The sequence below is a fragment of the Solirubrobacter soli DSM 22325 genome, assembly GCF_000423665.1.
In the GTDB taxonomy this organism is placed as follows: Bacteria; Actinomycetota; Thermoleophilia; order Solirubrobacterales; family Solirubrobacteraceae; genus Solirubrobacter; species Solirubrobacter soli.
This window is the reverse complement of record NZ_AUIK01000001.1, coordinates 131,393-151,695: the sequence shown is the minus strand read 5'-3', so window position 1 is coordinate 151,695 and position 20,303 is coordinate 131,393. Positions and strand designations below refer to the sequence as shown.

At 68.7% G+C, this 20,303-nt stretch carries 17 protein-coding genes; 14 read left to right on the top strand and 3 right to left on the bottom strand.

Features of this window, described 5'->3' with window-relative positions:
- Window positions 1–15 precede the first annotated feature (15 nt).
- The 8 genes from G569_RS0100750 to rplL all read left to right on the top strand — a co-directional run bounded on the left by G569_RS0100750 (window position 16) and on the right by rplL (window position 5,644).
- Window positions 16–2,085, top strand: a complete 2,070-nt coding sequence (locus tag G569_RS0100750; RefSeq protein ID WP_028061992.1) for a glycoside hydrolase family 15 protein — start codon at window positions 16–18, stop codon at window positions 2,083–2,085.
- A 92-nt stretch (window positions 2,086–2,177) separates the two neighbouring features.
- Entirely contained in the window at window positions 2,178–2,342 is a 165-nt protein-coding gene (gene rpmG / locus G569_RS60720) for a 50S ribosomal protein L33 (RefSeq protein ID WP_084283998.1), read from the top strand.
- Between the two features lie 10 nt (window positions 2,343–2,352).
- On the top strand, window positions 2,353–2,886 hold the full coding sequence (gene secE / locus G569_RS60715) for a preprotein translocase subunit SecE (RefSeq protein WP_037494136.1): 534 nt from the start codon (window positions 2,353–2,355) through the stop codon (window positions 2,884–2,886).
- A 16-nt stretch (window positions 2,887–2,902) separates the two neighbouring features.
- Entirely contained in the window at window positions 2,903–3,424 is a 522-nt protein-coding gene (gene nusG / locus G569_RS0100740) for a transcription termination/antitermination protein NusG (protein ID WP_028061991.1), read from the top strand.
- Between the two features lies 1 nt (window position 3,425).
- A complete protein-coding gene (gene rplK, locus G569_RS0100735; RefSeq protein WP_028061990.1) occupies window positions 3,426–3,851 on the top strand; it encodes a 50S ribosomal protein L11 in 426 nt (141 codons plus the stop codon).
- Window positions 3,851–4,576, top strand: a complete 726-nt coding sequence (gene rplA / locus G569_RS0100730; protein ID WP_028061989.1) for a 50S ribosomal protein L1 — start codon at window positions 3,851–3,853, stop codon at window positions 4,574–4,576. The genes rplK and rplA overlap by 1 nt, the downstream gene beginning before the upstream one ends.
- Window positions 4,577–4,650: 74 nt before the next feature.
- Window positions 4,651–5,253 carry a 50S ribosomal protein L10 gene (rplJ, locus tag G569_RS0100725; RefSeq protein WP_028061988.1) on the top strand — a complete coding sequence of 201 codons (603 nt, stop codon included), beginning with the start codon at window positions 4,651–4,653 and terminating at the stop codon, window positions 5,251–5,253.
- 4 nt (window positions 5,254–5,257) lie between these two features.
- Window positions 5,258–5,644: a 50S ribosomal protein L7/L12 gene (gene rplL, locus G569_RS0100720; RefSeq protein WP_028061987.1), complete on the top strand. Its 387-nt coding sequence runs from the start codon at window positions 5,258–5,260 to the stop codon at window positions 5,642–5,644.
- 313 nt (window positions 5,645–5,957) lie between these two features.
- On the opposite strand, the gene G569_RS0100715 is transcribed toward rplL, so the two are convergent.
- Together G569_RS0100715 and G569_RS0100710 are read right to left on the bottom strand one after the other, a co-directional pair.
- Complete coding sequence (locus G569_RS0100715; RefSeq protein WP_157591736.1) at window positions 5,958–6,851, bottom strand: hypothetical protein; 894 nt, start codon at window positions 6,849–6,851, stop codon at window positions 5,958–5,960.
- A 60-nt stretch (window positions 6,852–6,911) separates the two neighbouring features.
- Window positions 6,912–7,601, bottom strand: coding sequence for a hypothetical protein (locus G569_RS0100710; protein ID WP_028061985.1), 690 nt, complete (start codon window positions 7,599–7,601; stop codon window positions 6,912–6,914).
- 215 nt (window positions 7,602–7,816) lie between these two features.
- Between G569_RS0100710 and G569_RS0100705 the strand changes: the two genes are divergently transcribed.
- Genes G569_RS0100705 through G569_RS0100690 form a run of 4 tightly spaced genes read left to right on the top strand, consistent with a single transcriptional unit; the run spans window position 7,817 to window position 11,580 of the window.
- The gene (locus tag G569_RS0100705) at window positions 7,817–8,680 is read left to right on the top strand and encodes a polyprenol monophosphomannose synthase (RefSeq protein WP_084283996.1); all 864 of its coding nucleotides are present in this window, start codon (window positions 7,817–7,819) and stop codon (window positions 8,678–8,680) included.
- A complete protein-coding gene (locus G569_RS0100700; protein WP_028061983.1) occupies window positions 8,677–9,099 on the top strand; it encodes a GtrA family protein in 423 nt (140 codons plus the stop codon). The genes G569_RS0100705 and G569_RS0100700 overlap by 4 nt, the downstream gene beginning before the upstream one ends.
- On the top strand, window positions 9,086–10,102 hold the full coding sequence (locus tag G569_RS0100695) for a glycosyltransferase (protein WP_028061982.1): 1,017 nt from the start codon (window positions 9,086–9,088) through the stop codon (window positions 10,100–10,102). The genes G569_RS0100700 and G569_RS0100695 overlap by 14 nt, the downstream gene beginning before the upstream one ends.
- Window positions 10,099–11,580, top strand: a complete 1,482-nt coding sequence (locus G569_RS0100690) for an ArnT family glycosyltransferase (protein WP_028061981.1) — start codon at window positions 10,099–10,101, stop codon at window positions 11,578–11,580. Before G569_RS0100695 ends, G569_RS0100690 begins: the two co-directional genes overlap by 4 nt.
- On the opposite strand, the gene G569_RS0100685 is transcribed toward G569_RS0100690, so the two are convergent.
- Window positions 11,555–12,292 carry a polysaccharide lyase family 20 protein gene (locus G569_RS0100685; RefSeq protein ID WP_028061980.1) on the bottom strand — a complete coding sequence of 246 codons (738 nt, stop codon included), beginning with the start codon at window positions 12,290–12,292 and terminating at the stop codon, window positions 11,555–11,557. The two genes, G569_RS0100690 and G569_RS0100685, sit on opposite strands and share 26 nt — an antisense overlap.
- A gap of 322 nt (window positions 12,293–12,614) precedes the next feature.
- Between G569_RS0100685 and rpoB the strand changes: the two genes are divergently transcribed.
- Both rpoB and G569_RS44485 read left to right on the top strand, forming a co-directional pair.
- Window positions 12,615–16,184, top strand: coding sequence for a DNA-directed RNA polymerase subunit beta (rpoB, locus tag G569_RS44490; RefSeq protein ID WP_064750236.1), 3,570 nt, complete (start codon window positions 12,615–12,617; stop codon window positions 16,182–16,184).
- On the top strand, window positions 16,185–20,267 hold the full coding sequence (locus tag G569_RS44485) for a DNA-directed RNA polymerase subunit beta' (protein WP_053225649.1): 4,083 nt from the start codon (window positions 16,185–16,187) through the stop codon (window positions 20,265–20,267).
- Window positions 20,268–20,303 lie beyond the last annotated feature (36 nt).

Genomic DNA, 20,303 nt, shown 5'->3' with positions numbered 1-20,303 from the left:
TGTACGCTGCCGCGCATGTTGCGGGCGTTCACAACGGTCCTGCTGGCGCTGCTGATCAGCGCGCCCGCGTACGCGCGCGAGCGCGCGCCTGGGGCTCCTGGCGGGAAGGCGACGTGGGCGCCCGCGGACAAGCAGGGCTTCGGAACCTCGGCGACCAAGGCCAGCCGTGTCTGGTTCACGCTGCGCAAGGCCGGGCTGACGGAGGTCTACTACCCCGACCTCAGCCACCCCTCGGCGCGGTCGCTGGACTTCATGGTCGACGGCAGGACCGTGAGCACGGGCGCGGTGACCGAGGACACACTCACCTACACGCAGACGTCGTCGACGTCGAAGTGGCGGCTCACGCGCACGTACGTGAGCGACCCGCAGCGCTCGGTCGTGCTGATCAAGGTCCGCTTCGAGTCGCTGGACGGCAAGGACCACGACGTCGAGGTCTCCTACGACCCGCAGCTCTACAACGACGGCTCCGACGACGTCGGCTGGACGCGCGGGCACGCCCTGCTCAGCCACGACAGCCGGATCGCCTCGGCGCTGGTCGCGCGGCCCGCGCTGACCCGCACGAGCACGGGCTACAAGGGGCACACCGAGGATCTGCTCGAGCACACCTACGACGCGCTGCGGCCCGGCAACGTCGTCCAGCAGGCGCACACGCGGCTCACGGGCCGCGGCGTGCACCGCGACCTGACGCTGGCGATCGGGTTCGCGAAGCTCGGAACCGCCGCGCGCAACGCCGCCATGTTGTCGCTGCGCGACGGCTTCGACGCCGTCGCCTCCGACTACAAGGCCGGGTGGGTCGAGTGGCGCAACAAGCTCAAGCCGCCGCCGGCCGCGGCGGTCCCGATCCTGAAGGAGTACGAGACGTCGCTGCTCGTCCTCAAGGCCCACGAGGACAAGGACAACCCGGGCGCGTTCGTCGCGTCGCCGACGATGCCGTGGGGCTGGGGCGAGCTGCGGATCGACCCCGACAACCCGCGCTCCGCGCCGTACCACCTCGTCTGGGCACGCGACCTGTACCAGATCGCCACCGCGCTCTTCGCCGCCGGTGACAAGGACTCGGCGGACGAGGCGCTCGACTTCCTCTTCGACGAGCAGCAGCTCGACGACGGCGCGTTCCCGCAGAACTCCCAGGTCGACGGCACGCCGAAGTTCAAGGCCGAGCAGCTGGACCAGGTCGGGCTGCCGATCGTGCTCGCGTGGCAGCTCGGCCGGACCGGGGCGCGCGACTGGCGGCACATCCGCAAGGCGGCCGACTACATCGTCGAGAACGGGCCGGAGACCGAGCAGGACCGCTGGGAGAACCAGGACGGCTACTCGCCTTCGACGATCGCGGCCGAGATCGCCGGGCTCGTCTGCGCGGCCGCCGTCGCACGGCTCAACGGCGATGACGCCCGCCTGACGACCTATCTCAAGAAGGCCGACTCCTGGGCCAACAACGTCCAGAAGTGGACGGCGACCACCAACGGCCCGTACTCGGACGCGCCGTACTACCTGCGGCTGACCAAGGACAAGGACCCGAACACGGGCACGACCTACGCGATCGGCGACTCGGGGCCGTCTGACCTCGACCAACGGCGCGTCGTGGACCCCAGCTTCCTCGAGCTCGTCCGGCTGGGCATCAAGTCGCCGACCGACCCGGTCATCGTCAACACCGTCAAGGTCGTCGACGACCGTCTGCTCGCCGGCGGCTTCTGGCACCGCTACGACTTCGACGGCTACGGCGAGCGCCGCGACGGCAAATCGTGGCGCATCTTCGACGACGACACACGCCGCACGCTCGGACGCGCGTGGCCGATCTTCGCGGGCGAGCGCGGCGAGTACGAGCTGCTCGCCGGTCGGCGGGCGAACACTCTGTTGCAGGACATCGCCCAGACCGCCAACGGCGGCGGGATGCTTCCCGAACAGGTCTGGGACGGGCGCGAGCCGACGGGCAAAGATGGCTTCAAGCAGGGGGAAGGCACCCAGTCCGCGACCCCGCTGGCGTGGACGCACGCGCAGCTCGTCCGGCTCGCGTGGTCGGCCGAGGCGGGGGCGCCGGTGGAGCGTCCGAAGGTCGTGGTAGATCGGTACCTGAGCCCGGCGGGCTAGCGCGCTATCCTTCCTTGCCGACCTCGCGCCGGTGCGGGGTTTTCCTTTGCCCCGGCGCATTCACGAACCCACGACTCTCGGAGCACGCCGTCATGGCCCGCGGAGACGTCCGGATCGCTGTGACCCTCGCATGCGAGGAGTGCAAGCGCCGGAACTACCAGACAAAGAAGTCCAAGCGCAATAACCCGGATCGCATCACGCTGCGGAAGTACTGCAAGTGGTGCCGGCGTCATACCGGGCATCGCGAGACCCGCTAGGTAACGCACGATGGCCACCGATCGTCCACGCCGGGGAGAGAGCGACGCCGAGGAAGACCTCGGCGACGACCGCGTCCGCGACGACGACTTCGAACGCGATTTCGGCCAGTCCGAGCCGCCCGACCCGCTCGGGCAGGCCGAGCCGGCCGTGACCGAGGCGCACATCGCCGAGGCCGGTCCCGACGGGCCGGAGCGTCCGCGTCGCCGCTCGCGTGCGGAGCGCGCCGCGCGTGCCGAGGCGTCGGCGGCCGCCGGTCGTGCCGGCAACGAGCTCCAGCAGACCGCCGCCGTCCCGAACGGCGAGGCCCAGGTGCCGGAGGAGCACCACCACGCGAACGAGCCCGCGCACCCGCGCAAGGGCCTCTTCGGTCGCGCGGCGGACTTCCTGCGGGCCTCCTACGCCGAGTTGCGCCGCGTGCAGTGGCCGGACCGGCGTCAGGTCGGCCAGGGCACGGCGGTGACCCTCGGGTTCGTCATCGTGGCCGGCGCCTATCTCGGGCTGCTCGACGCGATCTGGAACCCGATCATTCAGGCAATTCTTTAAGGCAGCCGCCCCTCACATGTTTCGCTGGTACGTCATCAACACCTATTCCGGGCACGAGAACAAGGTCAAGCAGAACCTTGAGCACCGTGTCTCATCCCTGAACCAGACGCGCGCCGTGCGCCAGGTCGTCGTTCCGACCGAGACGGTCCAGGAGATGAAGGACAACCAGAAGATCTCCGTCGAGAAGCGGACCATGCCCGGCTACGTGCTGGTGAACATGGACCTCAACGAGGACTCCTGGCAGGTCGTGAAGGGCACGCCCGGCGTCACCGGCTTCGTGGGGGCCTCCAACGAGCCGATCCCGCTGACCCAGGCTGAGGTCGACCGGCTGCTGCACCGCGAGGTGGCGCAGAAGGTCCCGAGCAGGGCGCAGTTCTCGATCGGCGAATCTGTCAAGGTGATCTCGGGCCCGCTGTCGGACTTCTCAGGCGAGATCTCCGAGATCAACGAGGACGCGTCGAAGCTCAAGGTGCTCGTCTCCATCTTCGGCCGCGAAACCCCCGTGGAAGTGGGGTACGACCAGGTGAAGAAGATCTGAAATGGCCAAGAAAGTACTGACGACAATCAAGCTGCAGGCGCCGGGTGGGCAGGCTTCCCCGGCCCCGCCCGTCGGCCCGGCTCTGGGTCAGCACGGCATCAACATCATGGAGTTCGTGAAGGCGTTCAACGCCCAGACCTCCGGCGACATGGGGGTCACGATCCCCGTCGTCATCACGGTCTACGAGGATCGCTCGTTCACGTTCGTCACCAAGACGCCGCCGGCCGCGGTCCTGATCCGCCAGGCCATCGGCATCGACAAGGGCTCCGGTGAGCCGAACCGCACCAAGGTCGGCACGATCACCAACGAGCAGGTGCGCGCGATCGCCGAGAAGAAGCTCGGCGACCTCAACGCCCACGACGTCGATCAGGCGGCCAAGATCATCGCCGGCACGGCGCGTTCTATGGGCGTGGAGGTTGTGGCGTAATGGCCAAGCACGGGAAGAGCTACGTCGACGCCCGCACCAAGGTGGACCGCACGCGCGAGTACACCCCCGCCGAGGCGGTCAAGCTGATCAAGGAAGTCAAGCGCGCGAAGTTCGACGAGACCGTCGAGGCGCACTTCCGCACCGGGCTCAACGTCCGCCACGCGGACGAGCAGCTGCGCGGCACGATCGCGCTGCCGCACGGCCTCGGCAAGGAAGTCAAGATCGCCGTCTTCGCCAAGGGCGACAAGGCCCGCGAGGCCGAGGAGGCCGGCGCGGACGTCGTCGGCGCCGAGGACCTCGCGACCCGCGTCCAGGAGGGCTTCATGGACTTCGACGTCGCGATCGCGACGCCGGACATGATGCCGATCGTCGGCCGCCTCGGCCGCATCCTCGGCCCGTCGGGCAAGATGCCGAACCCGAAGGTCGGGACCGTGACGATGGACGTGGCCAAGGCCGTCCAGGAGTCCAAGGCCGGCAAGGTCGAGTACCGCACCGACCGCACGGCGATCGTCCACATGACCGTCGGCAAGACGTCGTTCTCGGATGAGCAGCTGCTCGAGAACTATCAGGCGATCATCGAAGAGTTGATTCGTGCCAAGCCGTCCGCGGCCAAGGGCAAGTACATCCGCACCGTGACGCTCGCGTCGACCCAGGGCCCCGGCATCAAGGTCGACCCGACGCGTACCAAGGACCTCGTGGAGACGGAGGCTGCGTCCGCCGCGTAAGCGCGCGCCGACACAGCCTTCTCCCCAGACTCCGGCGGCGCGTTCGCGCGTAAGACCGGGATAGGAGAAATCGCTTGAACCGAGAGCAGAAGGCTCAGGTCATCGAGGAGGTGGCCGGGGCGATCCAGGAGTCCTCGGCCGTCTTCGCGGTCGACTACCGCGGCATCTCTGTGCCGCAGGCCGCCGAGCTGCGTACCGCGCTGCGCGCGGCCGACTCGACCTTCACGGTCGTCAAGAACACGCTCGCCGAGCGTGCCGCCGACCAGGTCGGCGCCGACGGCCTGAAGGAGCTCCTCGCGGGCCCGACCGCGATGACGTTCGTCCGCGGCGACGCCGCGGCGGCCGCCAAGGCGCTCCGCGACTTCCGCCGCAGCACCCAGAACACGCTTCTGGAGTTCAAGGGCGGCTGGATGAACGGCCAGGCGCTGTCGCCCGACGACGTCGACGCGATCGCGCAGCTGCCGAGCCGCGAGGTCCTCATCGGACGCCTCGTCGGCACTGTCGCCGCGCCGCTCAGCGGCCTCGTGACCGCCCTCAACAACCTGCCGGCGGGCCTCGCCCGTCAGCTGCAGGCGATCGCCGATCAGGGCCTGATCGGTGGCGGCGCCGCCGCTGCCGCCCCGGCCGCCGAGGTCGCCGAAGCACCCACTTCCACTGAGACCCCCACGGAGGACTAAGAACATGGCCACCAGCACCCAGGATTGGATCGACGAGCTCAAGTCGATCTCCGTCCTCGAGCTTTCCGAGCGCATCAAGGCTCTCGAGGAGGCCTTCGGCGTCTCCGCGTCCGCCGTGGCTGTCGCCGGCCCGGCGGCCGGTGGCGGCGGCGGCGACGCTGCCGAGGAGGCCGAGGAGCAGACGGCGTTCGACGTCGTCCTGACCGCCGCCGGCGACAAGAAGATCCAGGTCATCAAGGTCGTCCGCGCGGCCACCGGCCTCGGCCTCAAGGAGGCCAAGGCGCTCGTCGACGAGGCCCCCAAGCCCGTCAAGGAGGGCGTCGACAAGGAAGAGGCCGAGAAGCTCAAGGCCGAGATCGAAGAGGCCGGCGGCTCCGTCGAGATCAAGTAGCAACCTAAAGGGGTCAGGCCCCTTTAGGTTCGAAAAGGGCGCCCCGCGGGGCGCCCTTTTTTGTTGCCGTTAAACACAAAGAGGGCGCCGTGACCAGGGCGCCCTCTTGTGATGTTCCCTCCAGGAATCCCGAGCTATGACGGTGTTGCCGGAGTGCGCCGGCGGGACAGGCCGGGGGCGGTGACGGGCCGCTCCCGGGTGAGGCTCGGTGTGGGTGTTCGGACTGCTTGAAGATTAGGGAGGTGCGGATAACCGCACCATCCCCCGTCCGTGGTAACTGGAATCCGGTGTGGTGGCGGACGACCGCCAGGCCTCAACCCCGGCGGGGCGCGCAGGTGCGGAACGTGCGCGTGGCCTTGAGCGTCTGGCCGCGTGTCGTGACCATCGTGATGCGCACCTTGAAGGCGCCCTTGGGCAGGCCGCGCAGGTCGACCGCGGTCCTGAGCTTGCGGCCCTTGAGGCTGATCGTGCGACCGCCGTAGCGCACGACCGCCGAGCGCAGGTGGACGCCCTTCGGGGCGCGCAGGTGGATGCGGATGTAGCGGCGGCTGGCGCAGCGATGCTTGGCCGAGACCGCGAGGACGCCGACGGTGTCCTTGGCCGCCGCTGCCGGGGCGGGCGGGGCGGTCTGGGCCGGGTCCCACTCGGCGGCGCTGAACACGGCGATCTTCAGGACGCCGTAGTTGTCGGTCTTCGGCGTGTCGCCGAACCGGAGCGTCAGCGGCGCCCCGGTGCCGGTCACGCGGTAGACGTAGGTGTGGTCCGCCTGCGGGACGCTGAACGGGCCGCCGAGCGGCTCGACGTGCGAGCCGTCGAAGAGCAGGCCGCCGCGCGTCTGCTCGGTCAGGTGGAACGGGATGTCCGACGGCACGCAGGTGAAGCCGTGGAACGGGACGCCGGGCGCGACGGCGAAGTCGGTCTCGGCGTCCCAGCCGACCGGGCCGTTGGCCACGCCGGGGGAGGGGTACATCGGGCCGGACTCGGCGGCGCCGCAGAGCGTCCCCTTGGCGGTCCACTGGCTGCGGGGCCAGATCGAGACGGTGCCCGAGACCTGGACGTAGTAGTCGGCGCCGGACTGCAGCGGCGCCGTCGTCACGTCAGGGCCGCGGCTGTCGAGTTGGAGGCGTTCAGCGGCCTGAGCGGGGGTCGCGGCCATGCCGGCTGCGACGGCCGCGGCGCAGAGGCCTCGAAAGAGTGCGGAGTTCATCTCCGGGGAGTGGTATCGAGGGGTCAGCGGGCTGACCCCTGAACACCTGTCCAACTGGACTTAAAGGCCAGCGTCCGGCTGCACCGGCGCCGGGTCGACCAGCGCCGCGCACTCGGCCTCATTGGCCGGGTGGGTCTCCTGGTAGCCCCAGGTGAAGTGGATCCACTGCCCGTTGGCGCAGTCGGTCGCGTTCGCGCGGCGGATGTTCAGCTTGAACCGGCCGTAGTTGTCCGAGACCGGGTTGTCGCGCATCCGGAAGCCGACCTTGGTGCCCTCGCCGCGGATCGCGTAGCTGTACGTGTGCGTGGCGTTGGGCGCGACGTGGCGACCGTCGAGCGGCGTCGGGTGGAACCAGGCCACGCCGTTGTTGATCTCGAACCGGCGGGTCGGGCGCGGCGAGCTCTCGGCGTCGCAGACGTCCTCGGCGACCGGGCGGGCGAAGATCGTCTCGGCGTCGAAGCCGACCTTGCCGGTGGCGTTCGGCGAGTTGAACATCGGCGCCGCCTCGGGCGTGCCGCAGATCACGGCGCGCTTCGAGCTGCGAGCCGAGAAGATCTGATCCGGGTGCGCCCAGACCGACGGCTTGTGGAAGCTGCCGGTGCCGGCCACGGTCACCACGTAGAACTCGTGGTAGGCGAACGTGGTCTGCGTCTTCGGCGTCTGCCGGAGATCGAAGTTGAGCGTTTCGGCCTGTGCGGTCGCCGGGACCGCGAGGGCGAGCAGCGCCCCTGCCAGGGCTGCCTTCTTCATGGGGGAGAGAGCCTCCAAATCGTGTGTCAGCCCGGTTCCGTCCAGGCTGCAAGCGAGCGCAATATCGCGACGGTTTCGAGGGCTTTCAACCCCCTTACCTAACCGTTCGATTGGTGGACATTCGTCCGACTTCTGGCGCCCGGATCCGGCGCCAATCTGCGGCGCCAGGAAGGGGGGCGCAGGGGTGCCCCCGGGTCGAGCTTCTAGGCAAGGGAATGTCTACTCAGCGCTTCAGCACGGCGGGAATCGAGCACCTGGACTTCGACGTCGAGGTCGAGGGCTACAAGACGGTCGCGGGGCCGTGGATCGTGATCCCGACCTATAACGAGATCGAGAACCTCCCGAAGGTCCTCGGGCGTCTCCTCACGGAGCTCCGCCGCGCGGTCGGTCTCGCGAACTTCTCGATCCTGGTCGTCGACGACGGCTCGCCCGACGGCACCGGCGAGCTGGCCGATGAGCTGGCCTCGGACTATCCGGAGGTCCAGGTCCTGCATCGGACCGCGAAGAACGGCCTCGGCCGCGCCTACCTGGCCGGCTTCCGGATCGCGCTGGACCACGGCGCGACCCACGTCATCCAGATGGACGCCGACCTCTCGCACGCCCCGGAGGACGTCCCGAACCTGCTGGCGGTCGCCGAGGACGCCGACCTCGTGCTCGGCTCGCGCTACGTCCGCGGCGGCGCCACGCCGGACTGGGGCCTGCAGCGCAAGATCCTCTCGCGCGGCGGCTCGTTCTACGCCCGCAACCTGCTCGGCCTGCCGGTCCGCGACCTCACCGGCGGCTTCAAGTGCTGGAGCCGCAAGACGCTTCAGAGCCTCGGCCTCGAGCAGGTCTCCTCCGAGGGCTACGTCTTCCAGATCGAGATGACCTACCGCGCCGTCCGCGGCGGTGCCCGGGTCGCCGAGATGCCGATCGTCTTCAACGACCGCACCTTCGGCGAGAGCAAGATGTCGGGGTCGATCGTCAAGGAGGCGCTGCTGCGCGTCCCGCAGCTGCGCTTCGCCAAGCGCGACTACCCGCGCGGCAACGACTACATCCCGGCGCTGCCCACGCTCGACGTCGCGCTCGCCGAGTCGTGAGCGCCGTCGCGCTCACCTCGGCGCCCACCACCCGCGGGCGCCGGTCGATCTCCTACGCGGCGGTCGGCCTGGCCGTCATGGGGCTCGGCTACCTGGTCCTCTTCGCACTCGTCGAGGGCCTCGGCTGGTCCGCGCACCTGGCGTATTTCGTCCAGGCGCTGATCTCGGTCGAGCTCAACTTCGTGCTCAACCGCCGGCTGACCTGGGGCGACCGGCGCGAGCACTCCAGCGCCAAGCGCCAGTGGCTGCGCTTCCACGCCTCGCGCGTGGTGACCATCCCCGCCAACCAGGCGCTCTTCTCGCTGCTCACGCTCGCGGGCGCCGGCTACCTCGCGGCCAACACGGTCTGCCTCGGCCTCACCTTCCTCGTCAACTACGCCATCGCGCACTTCTGGGTCTTCTCGCATGCAAACCGTTAGCGTCGTCATCCCCGTCAAGAACAGCCAGCGCACGATCGGCCGCACGGTCGACTCGCTGCTGGCCCAGACCTACGCCGGCCCGATCGAGGTCGTGCTCGTCGGCGACGTGGGCGACCGCTCATGGGACGCGGTCCGCGCCCACATCGACGAAGGCCGCATCCGGATCATCGAGACGCAGATCGAGACCGGCGGGCGCGACTCCAACCACAAGCGCAACCTCGGCCTCGACGCCGCCACCGGCGACGTGTTGTGCCTGACCGACTCCGACATGGTCCTCCCGAGCGACTGGGTCGCGACCGGCGTCGAGCTGCTCGGCTCCTGGCCCTGCGTCGCCGGCCCGATGGCGAGCGTCGCCGAGGACTTCTGGGGCACCTACGTCGACGGCAACCCGTTCGCGCCCAAGACGCCGCGGATGGCCGACGACTACGTCGCCAACGCCGCCACGCTCGGCCGCAAGGGCTGCAAGCCGCCGATCACCGCCAACGTCTTCTTCACGCGCGAGGTCTTCGAGCGCGTCGGCGGGCTGGACCCCGAGTTCGTCTTCTCCTACGAGGACTACGAGTGGTTCCAGCGGATCGTCGACGCCGGCTTCGAGATCCTCTGCACCCAGCGCCTGATCGCCGACCACTACCACCGTCAGGGCTGGCGTCAGCTCGTCCGCGAGTACAACCGCTCCGGCCGTGGCTGCGCCCAGTTCGTCAACAAGCACAAGCACGCGTTCTTCTCGCGCAAGCGCCGCCGCGACCTGGCCACGGTGTGCGCGGTGCTCGTGCTCGGCGTCGCCCTGCTGGCCTCGATGGCCTTCGCCGTGCCGGGAGCGACCGTGCTCGCCGCCGCGGGTATCGCCACCGGCCTCGCCGGCTTCCTCGCGCTCAGCGGCTTCAGTGTCCTGCGCGCCGGCCGAATCTCTGCGGTGATGTTCCCCGCCGTCACGCTCATCCTCGGACTCTCCTTCTCGGCCGGCATGCTCTCGGGCCTGAGCCGCGCCCGCGCCACTGCGTGAGCCCGAAGACCCTCACCCGCGCGCTGCCCGGCCGCACGCTGGGCGCGCTCACCCTGGACCGGCTCGCGCTCGGCGCCGTCTTCGTGCTGGCGATCCTGATGCGGTTCCCCGGCCTGGCGTCCAAGCCGGGCTATGACTGGGACGAGCCGGTCTACGCCAACATCGGCGCCTCCGTGGCCAACGGCGACGGGCTGCACCTGAAGGCGGACTTCGGCTCGCAGACGGTGCCGTACCTGTACCACCCGCCGTTCTACTTCTGGCTGCTGGGCGGGTGGATGCGGGTCTTCGGGACCGGGATCGGCCCGGCGCGCTTCCTCGCGGCGACGATGAGCATCGCCGTCCTGGCGCTGCTGTTCTCGCTCATGCGCCGCCGCTGGGGCAACCTGGCGCTGATCCCGCTGATCGTCCTCGCGACCGACGGCTGGCTCGTGTTCTCCAACCGCGTCAGCTGGATCGAGAACACGATGCTCGTCTTCGCCGCCGCCGCGATCGTGGTCTATGACCTGGCGCTGCGCAGCCACCGCACCCGCACGTACGCGCTCGCGGGCCTGCTGGTCGGCGCGACGGTGATCTTCAAGCACGTCGGCATCTACGTGCTGATGGCCGTGTGCATCACGTTCGTGGTCGTCCGCCGCGACGTCCGCGGCCACCTGACGCTGCTCGCGGTCGCGCTCGCCGTGATCGCCGCCTACATCGCGGGCATGACCCTGGCCTTCCAGGACGGCACCCACAACTGGTTCCTCGACGCCAGCCAGGTGCAGATCGAGCGCCTGACCGGTCACAAGGAGTCGCGCGGCTCGATCTCCGGCCTCGATCAGGTCGTCGACGCGTTCATCGGGCCCTACATCGTGTTCACGATGACGCTGCTGCTCGCGGGCGTCTCGCTGCTGATGGTCGCCCGGCGCTCGCTGATCCTCGTGCGCCGCCGGTTCGCGACCGACGCCGTCCCGGACCCGGTCCTCTACGGCTGGGCCGCGGCCGCCGCGATCACCTTCGCCGCCTCCGGGCTGAAGATGGCGCACTACTTCATGATGGTCGAGATCCCGCTGCTGCTGTTCCTGTTCAGCGAGCTGATGGCGCTCAAGGGCGAGCGCGGGCTGACCTTCAAATGGGCCAACATCGGGATCGCCGCGATGGTCGTGATCCTCACGGCGAACCTCGTCACCTTCGACCTGCGGTTCGCGTCGCGCTCGGACAACGCGCTCGGGCAGGTGCGCGACTACGCCGCCTCCACGCTGCCGGCGGACTCGCTGATCCTGACCGAGGAGACGATCGGCGCGATCGTTCCGCAGCCCTACTGCAAGTTCTACAAGACCCGCCTGTGCGCCTCGCGCGCGCAGTACGTGATCACCTACACGAGCCGGACGCAGGCGCCGCCTGACGACCCGCGGCTGAAGGACCTGATCGCCCGCTCGGCGCCGATCAAGGTCTTCAAGGGGTTCAAAGAGACGATCACCGTGTACGCGACGCCGAACTGACCGGCGTCTGGAACAGCAGCGACTCGAAGTCCGAGGCCTGGCGGTAGAAGCCCTGCTTGAAGTACACGCCCTGTCCGGGGTAGAGCGTCGCCGTCCGCTTGCGCGGCACGACGACCCGGTCGCCGTCCGAGAGCTCGACCCAGCCCTCCGCGGGGTCCGCCGACCAGTGGACCGTCAGCGCGAAGTCGTACCAGCGGTCGTAGCGCAGCTCGCCGAAGTCCCAGCTGGGCGTGAACTCGGGCTCGCAGGTGGCGGTGTCGAGCTCGCCGCCGCGGGTCTGCAGCCGCAGCACCGGCGGGGTCTTCTTCGCGTTGATCTGCAGCGCGAGATTCGGATGGCAGCCGTCGGGGTCGGTCTCGTGGAACTGGGCGAAGATGTTCCACGTCGAGCCCGGGACGTAGTTGAAGCCGGACGGGAAGCGCGTCGAGAAGCGATAGGTCGCCGTCTGGCCCTCGAAGCCCAGCGAGTGCGCCTGCGTGTAGACCATCTCCGTGCGCTCGCCGCTGCGGGTCGGGCTGTCACCCGGCCTGACGCGCACCTGCAACGCGTCGTCGCGGCCGGCGTAGGCCTTCGCGACGACGCGATCCGGGCTCGTGGCCTCGAGCTTGTCCCAGGGCACTGAGGCCTTGGCGGCGAGGGCGCGCGCGCCCGCCGGCGCGCTCAGGAGCGCCGGGACGGCAAGTGCGACCACGATGGCGTGCGACAGACGCATTGCACCCTCTCTTCGGAATGAGCGGCCTCGTCTTGACCATGACGAGCCCTAAATGGACCTTCGTCCAGAGTGTCAGTGCATCCTTCCGGATTCTTGACCCCGCCGCTATCCTTCGGGCCACTCGACCGATAGTCGCAGCCGTCCACAGCGCCCTTCCCGCCACATACGGGAGCCGGGCCGGGCGGGGTCCGTGAGCGTCGAGCGCCCCTCGCCGGGGGGTTCGCCTACCCCTGTGCTATCTTGGCTGGTCGCGCCCGTATGCCCTCGGCACGATCCGCGCACCTCGCCCGCTCCATCCCGACCTCCCCGAGGAGTCGCCGTCTTGGCTTCTGTTGATGCTTCCCGCACGCGCCGTACCTTCGCGCGCCTCGACAAGTCGATCGAGGTTCCGAACCTGATCGATATCCAGAAGAAGTCCTTCGACTGGTTGGTTGATCCAGAAGGGGGCGGATTGCGGGAGACGATCGACGACATCTCCCCGATCGAGGACTACACCGGCAATCTGGCCGTCCAGTTCGGTGAGTTCACGTTCGATCAGCCGGTCGCGTCGCTCGACGAGTGCCGCGAGAAGGACCTCACCTACGCGCGCCCGCTGACCGTCACGGTCGGCTTCATCAACCGCGAGACCGGTGAGATCCGCGAGCAGTCGGTCTTCATGGGCGACTTCCCGTGGATGACCGAGCGCGGCACCTTCGTGATCAACGGCACCGAGCGCGTCGTCGTGACGCAGCTGGTCCGTTCCCCGGGCGCCTACCTGATGGAGCCCAAGGATCCGGAGAAGCAGGTCTTCGTCGCGAACCTGATGCCGGCCCGCGGCTCCTGGCTGGAGCTCGAGATCGACAAGAAGGGCCGCGTCTACGTCCGCATCGACCGCAAGCGCAAGCTGCCCGTCACGGTCCTGCTGCGCGCGATGGGCTACAGCACCGACGAGGAGATCCTCAAGCTCTTCAACGACTCGCTGTACATCCGCAACACGGTCGACGCCGACACCGAGGTCACGCGCTCGGAGGAGGGCGCGCTGATCGAGCTCTTCAAGAAGCAGCGCCCGGGCGAGCCGCCGTCGGTGGACAACGCCCGCAACCTGCTCAACCAGCTCTTCTTCGACCCCAAGCGCTACGACCTCACGCGCGTGGGTCGCTACAAGCTCAACTCGCGCCTGGGCCTGGACATCGACCTCGACGTCCGCACCCTCACGCACGACGACATCATCGCGCTCGTCCGCGAGCTGGTCCGCCTCCCGAACGTCCTCGGCATCTCCGAGGAGCTCGACGAGGACCTCAAGGACTACGCGGCCGAGGCCATGGCGCGCCCGCGAGAGGCCGTCGAGGAGCACCTCGACGAGTACGAGCACTTCGGCAACCGCCGTCTGCGTACGGTCGGCGAGCTCATCCAGGAGGCCTTCCGCATCGGCCTCTACCGGATGGAGCGCGTCGTCCGCGAGCGCCTCACCACCGAGGACGCGGACACGATCACGCCGCAGACGATCATCAACATCCGCCCGGTCGTGGCCGCGCTGAAGGAGTTCTTCGGCTCCTCCCAGCTCAGCCAGTTCATGGACCAGACGAACTCGCTGTCGGGCCTGACGCACCGTCGCCGCCTGAACTCGCTCGGCGCCGGCGGCCTCACGCGTGAGCGCGCGCCGATCGAGGTGCGCGACGTCCACCCGACCCATTACGGCCGCATGTGCCCGATCGAGACCCCGGAGGGCCCGAACATCGGCCTGATCGGCTCGCTGTCGAGCTTCGCCGAGGTCTCCGAGTACGGCTTCGTGATCACGCCCTACCGCGTGGTCAAGGACGGCAAGGTCACCGACGAGATCGTCCGCATCGACGCGACCGAGGAGCAGGAGCGGCTGATCGCCCAGGCGACCGAGCCGGTCGGCGACGACGGTCAGCTCCTGAGCGACAGCATCCTCTGCCGCACGCAGGCCGGCCAGTACGTCTACGTCGAGCCCGCCGAGGTCGACCTGATCGACGTCTCGCCGGAGCAGATCTGGTCCGTCGCGACGGCGATGATCCCGTTCCTCGAGCACGACGACGCCAACCGCGCGCTCATGGGCTCGAACATGCAGCGCCAGGCCGTGCCGCTCCTGAAGACCGACGCCCCGCTGGTGGGCACCGGCATGGAGCGCCGCGCGGCGCTGGACACGGGCGACCTGCTGCTGGCCCGCAACGCCGGCGTGGTCGACTTCGTCGACGCCACCCGCATCGTCATCAACACCGAGGACGGTGGGCGTGACGAGTACGAGCTGCAGAAGTTCATGCGCTCCAACCAGGGCACGCTGATCCACCAGAAGCCGTTCATCAAGGCCGGGCAGGAGGTCGTCAAGGGCCAGCTGCTCGCCGACGGCTCGAGCTCGGACAAGGGCGAGATGGCGCTGGGCAAGAACCTGCGCGTCGCCTTCATGTCCTGGGAGGGCTACAACTTCGAGGACGCGATCATCCTGTCGCGCCGCCTGGTCAAGGACGACGAGCTCACCTCGATCCACATCGAGGAGTACGAGATCGACGCCCGCACGACCAAGCTGGGCGACGAGGAGATCACGCGCGACATCCCGAACCGCTCGGAAGAGTCGCTGCGCAACCTCGACGACCGCGGCATCGTGCGCATCGGCGCCGAGGTCGCGTCCGGCGACCTGCTCGTCGGCAAGGTCACGCCCAAGGGCGAGACCGAGCTGACCGCCGAGGAGAAGCTGATCCGCGCGATCTTCAAGGAGAAGGCGCGCGAGGTCCGCGACACCTCGCTCAAGGTCCCGCACGGCGAGGGCGGCGTCGTCATCGACGTCAAGACCTTCAGCCGCGCGGCGGGCGACGACCTGTCCCCGGGCGTCAACGACCTGGTCCGCGTGTTCGTGGCCAAGAAGCGCAAGATCTCCGAGGGCGACAAGCTCGCCGGCCGCCACGGCAACAAGGGCGTGATCTCCAAGATCGTGCCCGAGGAGGACATGCCGTTCCTCGAGGACGGCACCCCGGTGGACGTCATCCTCAACCCGCTCGGCGTGCCGAGCCGCATGAACATCGGCCAGATCCTCGAGACCCACCTCGGGTGGGCCGCGGCCGAGGGCTGGTACGACGACGGGACGGAGGCGTTCAAGCGCGCCCCCGAGTCCGACAACGGTCGCGTCTACGTCGCGACGCCCGTCTTCGACGGCGCCACGGTGGAGGACGTCGACAACGCGCTCGTGCAGTGGCAGAAGGAGCACAAGGGCGCGATCCGCATGGACGTCGACGAGAAGCGGCGGGCCGGCGAGAAGGCCAGCGGCAAGCTCCAGCTCTTCAACGGCCGCACCGGCGAGCCGTTCGAGAAGCAGGTGACCGTCGGCTACATGTACATCCTGAAGCTGCTCCACCTCGTGGACGACAAGATCCACGCGCGCTCGACCGGCCCGTACTCCCTCGTCACCCAGCAGCCGCTGGGCGGCAAGGCGCAGTTCGGCGGCCAGCGCTTCGGCGAGATGGAGGTCTGGGCGCTCGAGGCCTACGGCGCCGCCTACACGCTGCAGGAGATGCTCACGATCAAGTCCGACGACACCGTCGGGCGCGTGAAGGCCTACGAGGCGATCGTCAAGGGCGAGAACATCGCCGAGCCGTCGATCCCCGAGTCCTTCAAGGTGCTCCTGAAGGAGATGCAGTCGCTGGCGCTCGACGTCAACGTCGTCTCCGACGACGGGGCGCGCGCCGAGATGGGCGACGAGGACGACGACCTGCTGCGCGCCGCCGAGGAGCTCGGCATCGACCTCTCGGGCGTGCGCGCGACCGACGGCCAGGCCGCGGATGAGAGCGAAGACCTCGAGATCAACGAGGGCGACGAGGGCCAGACAGACGACGACGAGGCGACCGACGCGGGGTACATCGAAGCCGGCGCCGCCACCGACGGTGAGGAGACCGAGTAAGTGATCGACATCAACAATTTCGACGCCATTGAGATCGGTCTCGCGTCCTCGAAGCAGATCCGGAGCTGGAGCTCCGGTGAGGTGACGAAGCCGGAGACGATCAACTACCGCACGCTCAAGCCCGAGAAGGACGGCCTGTTCTGCGAGCGCATCTTCGGTCCGACCAAGGACTGGGAGTGCTACTGCGGCAAGTACAAGCGCGTCCGCTACAAGGGCATCGTCTGCGAGCGCTGCGGCGTGGAGGTCACGCGGTCCAAGGTGCGCCGTGAGCGCATGGGCCACATCGACCTCGCCGCCCCGGTCTCGCACATCTGGTTCTTCAAGGGCGTGCCGTCGCGCATCGGCTACCTGCTCGACATGGCTCCCAAGGAGCTCGAGAAGGTCCTCTACTTCGCGGCCTCGATGGTCACGTGGGTGGACGAGGACGCTCGCGCGGCCGACCTCGAGGAGCTGGCCGGCAAGGTCAACGAGTCGCTGGACGAGTACGCCGCCGAGAAGAATCTGCGCCTGCAGGAGATCGACGAGTCGCTCGAGCGCCGCGAGGCGTACCTGAGCAACGGCTCGCAGACGAACTTCTCCGACGAGGACCACCTCTGGGCCGAGCACCTGGACATCAACACGTCCAAGCTCGAGGACGACGAGCGCGCCAAGCACGTCAAGGACATGCGCAAGGCCCTGGAGGCCGACCGCACGGACACCGAGGCCTACATCGAGGACGCCATGGAGCGCCTTCGCCAGGTCTGGGACCTGTTCCAGGACATGACGCCCAAGCAGGTCGTCAACGACGAGACGCTGTTCCGTGAGCTCAAGGAGCGCTTCGGCTCGCCGTACGGCTGGGGCGAGTACTTCCGCGGCGGCATGGGCGCCGAGGCCGTCCGCGACCTGCTCGAGCAGGTCGACCTGGAGGCCGAGCGCGTCGAGCTCGAGGACCAGGTCCGCACGGCCAAGGGCCAGAAGCAGCAGCGCGCCGTCAAGCGCCTGAAGGTCGTCTCGGCCTTCCTGCACTCGGGCAACAAGCCGGAGATGATGATCCTCGAGGCCGTTCCGGTCATCCCGCCGGAGCTGCGCCCGATGGTCCAGCTCGACGGCGGCCGTTTCGCGACGTCGGACCTCAACGACCTCTACCGCCGCGTCATCAACCGCAACAACCGCCTGAAGCGGCTGTTGGACCTCGGCGCGCCGGAGATCATCGTCAACAACGAGAAGCGCATGCTGCAGGAGGCCGTCGACGCGCTGTTCGACAACGGCCGCCGCGGCCGGCCCGTCACGGGCCCGGGCAACCGTGCCCTGAAGTCGCTCTCGGACATGCTCAAGGGCAAGCAGGGCCGCTTCCGCCAGAACCTGCTGGGCAAGCGCGTGGACTACTCGGGCCGCTCGGTCATCGTGGCCGGCCCGTCGCTGCGCCTGCACCAGTGCGGTCTGCCGAAGCTGATGGCGCTCGAGCTCTTCAAGCCGTTCATCATGGCCCGCCTCGTCGAGCGCAAGGCCGTCCAGAACATCAAGGCGGCCAAGAAGATGGTCGACTCGATGATCCCGGAGGTCTGGGACGTCCTCGAAGAGGTCATCCACGAGCACCCGGTGCTCCTGAACCGCGCCCCCACGCTGCACCGTCTGGGCATCCAGGCCTTCGAGCCGGTGCTGGTCGAGGGCAAGGCGATCCAGGTCCACCCGCTCGTCTGCCACGCGTTCAACGCCGACTTCGACGGCGACCAGATGGCCGTGCATCTCCCGCTCTCCGCCGAGGCCCAGGCCGAGGCGCGCGTGCTGATGCTCTCGTCCAACAACATCCTGTCCCCCGCGCACGGCGCGCCGCTGGCAACGCCTGCGCAGGACATGATCCTCGGCACCTACTACCTCACCTACGGGCTCGAGGAAGACGAGCTGAAGGCGATCGACCCGGCGACGCACGAGCCGAAGGTCCACGTGTTCCGCTCCGCCCAGGAGGCCGAGCTGGCGTACGAGCACAAGCTCGTCGGCCTGCACGACCCGGCGCACTACCGCGCCGAGTGGGTCGAGGGCGGCCACATCGCCACCACGGTCGGGCGCATCATCTTCAACGACCGGATCGAGCGCGCCCTCGAGGAGACGATGGGCGAGGACTTCGATCGCGCCCAGTACACGTTCATCAACAAGTCCCTGCGCAAGCGCGACACGACGGCGTTCGTGGACACGCTGGTCCAGTCCTTCGGCGCTTCGGCCATCTCACAGGTGCTCGACGCGTTCAAGGACCTCGGCTTCCGCTTCGCGACGCAGGCCGGCATCACGATCTCCAAGAACGACGTGGTCGTGCCGCCGAGCAAGCCGGCGATCCTCAAGAAGTACGAGGAGCGTGTGGCCAACCTGCAGGAGCAGTACGAGGACGGCCTGATCACGCAGGAGGAGCGCCATCTGGCGGTCACCGATCAGTGGAACGCCGCGACCGACGAGGTCGCCGACGCCATGATCGAGAACATCCAGAAGACGGACGAGCTGAACTCCATCTACATGATGGCCTCGTCCGGCGCCCGTGGCTCGTTCAAGCAGATCCGTCAGCTCGCCGGCATGCGCGGCCTCATGGCCAACCCGAAGGGCGAGATCATCGAGCGTCCCGTGAAGGCCAACTTCATGGAAGGCCTCGACGTCATCGAGTACTTCACCTCCACCCACGGCGCCCGCAAGGGCCTCGCGGACACGGCGCTCCGTACGGCCGACTCCGGGTACCTGACCCGGCGTCTGGTGGACGTCGCGCAGGACGTGATCATCCGCATCGAGGACTGCGGCACCGAGGAGTACCTCGAGGTCCCGCTGTTCAAGAACACGGGTGAGCAGGAGGACCAGCTCGTCGGCCGCATGGCGGCGCTCGACGTCAAGAGCGGCAAGGAAGTGATCGTCCCCAAGGGCGACGAGATCACGCTCGAGGTGCTCGCGGCGCTCGTCGCGGCGTTCGGGGACTCGGCCGGGGCCAACGGCTCCAGCATCAAGATCCCGGTGCGCTCGACGCTCAAGTGCGAGGCGACCGTCGGCGTGTGCCAGCAGTGCTACGGCCGCGCGATGGCGACCGGCAAGACGGCGATGATCGGCGACGCGGTCGGCATCGTCGCCGCCCAGTCGATCGGCGAGCCCGGCACGCAGCTGACCATGCGTACGTTCCACACCGGCGGCGTCGCCGGCGCGGACATCACGCACGGCCTCCCGCGTGTCGTGGAGCTCTTCGAGGCGCGCAAGCCGAAGGGCCTGGCGAAGATCGCCGAGGTCTCAGGCGTGGCGTCCATCGAGGACACCGACAAGGCCCGCACGATCGTCATCACCGACGACGCCGGCGAGGAGCACCGGTACGCGTTCCCGCGCCGTACCCGCCTGCACGTCAGCGAGGGCGAGCGCATCGAGGCCGGCAAGCAGCTCAACGAAGGCTCCCTGTACCCGCACGAGCTCCTCGAGCTCCGCGGGCGGACCGACACCGAGGTCTACCTCGTCAAGGAGGTCCAGGAGGTCTACAAGTCGCAGGGCGTGGACATCCACGACAAGCACATCGAGCTGATCGTCCGCCAGATGCTCAAGAAGGTGCGCGTCGAGCAGAAGGGCGACACGGACCTGCTGCCGGGCCAGTACGTCGACCGGCACGAGTTCAAGCGCATCAACGACAAGGTCATCGCCGCAGGCGGCGAGCCGGCCCTGCACGCCGAGATCATCCTCGGCATCACCAAGGCCTCGCTGGCCACCGACTCCTTCCTCTCGGCGGCCTCCTTCCAGGAGACCACGAAGGTCCTCACCGACGCGGCGCTCGAGGGCAAGATCGACCGCCTCGCGGGCCTGAAGGAGAACGTGATCATCGGCAAGCTGATCCCGGCGGCCACCGGCCTCAAGCGCTACCGCACGATCGAGATCGAGCCGTCCGAGCCGCTGCCCCGCGGCATCGACGACGTCGGCCTGCTCGAGGGCGACGACCTCGCCGCCGAGCTCGGCCTCGGCGACGACGAGGGCCTGCAGGGCTTCGGCCCCGCCTTCGACACCACCGAGCTCGACGAGATCAACGCCGGCTTCGGCCCGGCGGGCGGCTCGTTCGACGACATCGGCGCCGACCTCGGCGGCGACGACGAGCGTTAGATAAAGGGGTCAGGCCCCTTTAGGTTTCACGGGGCC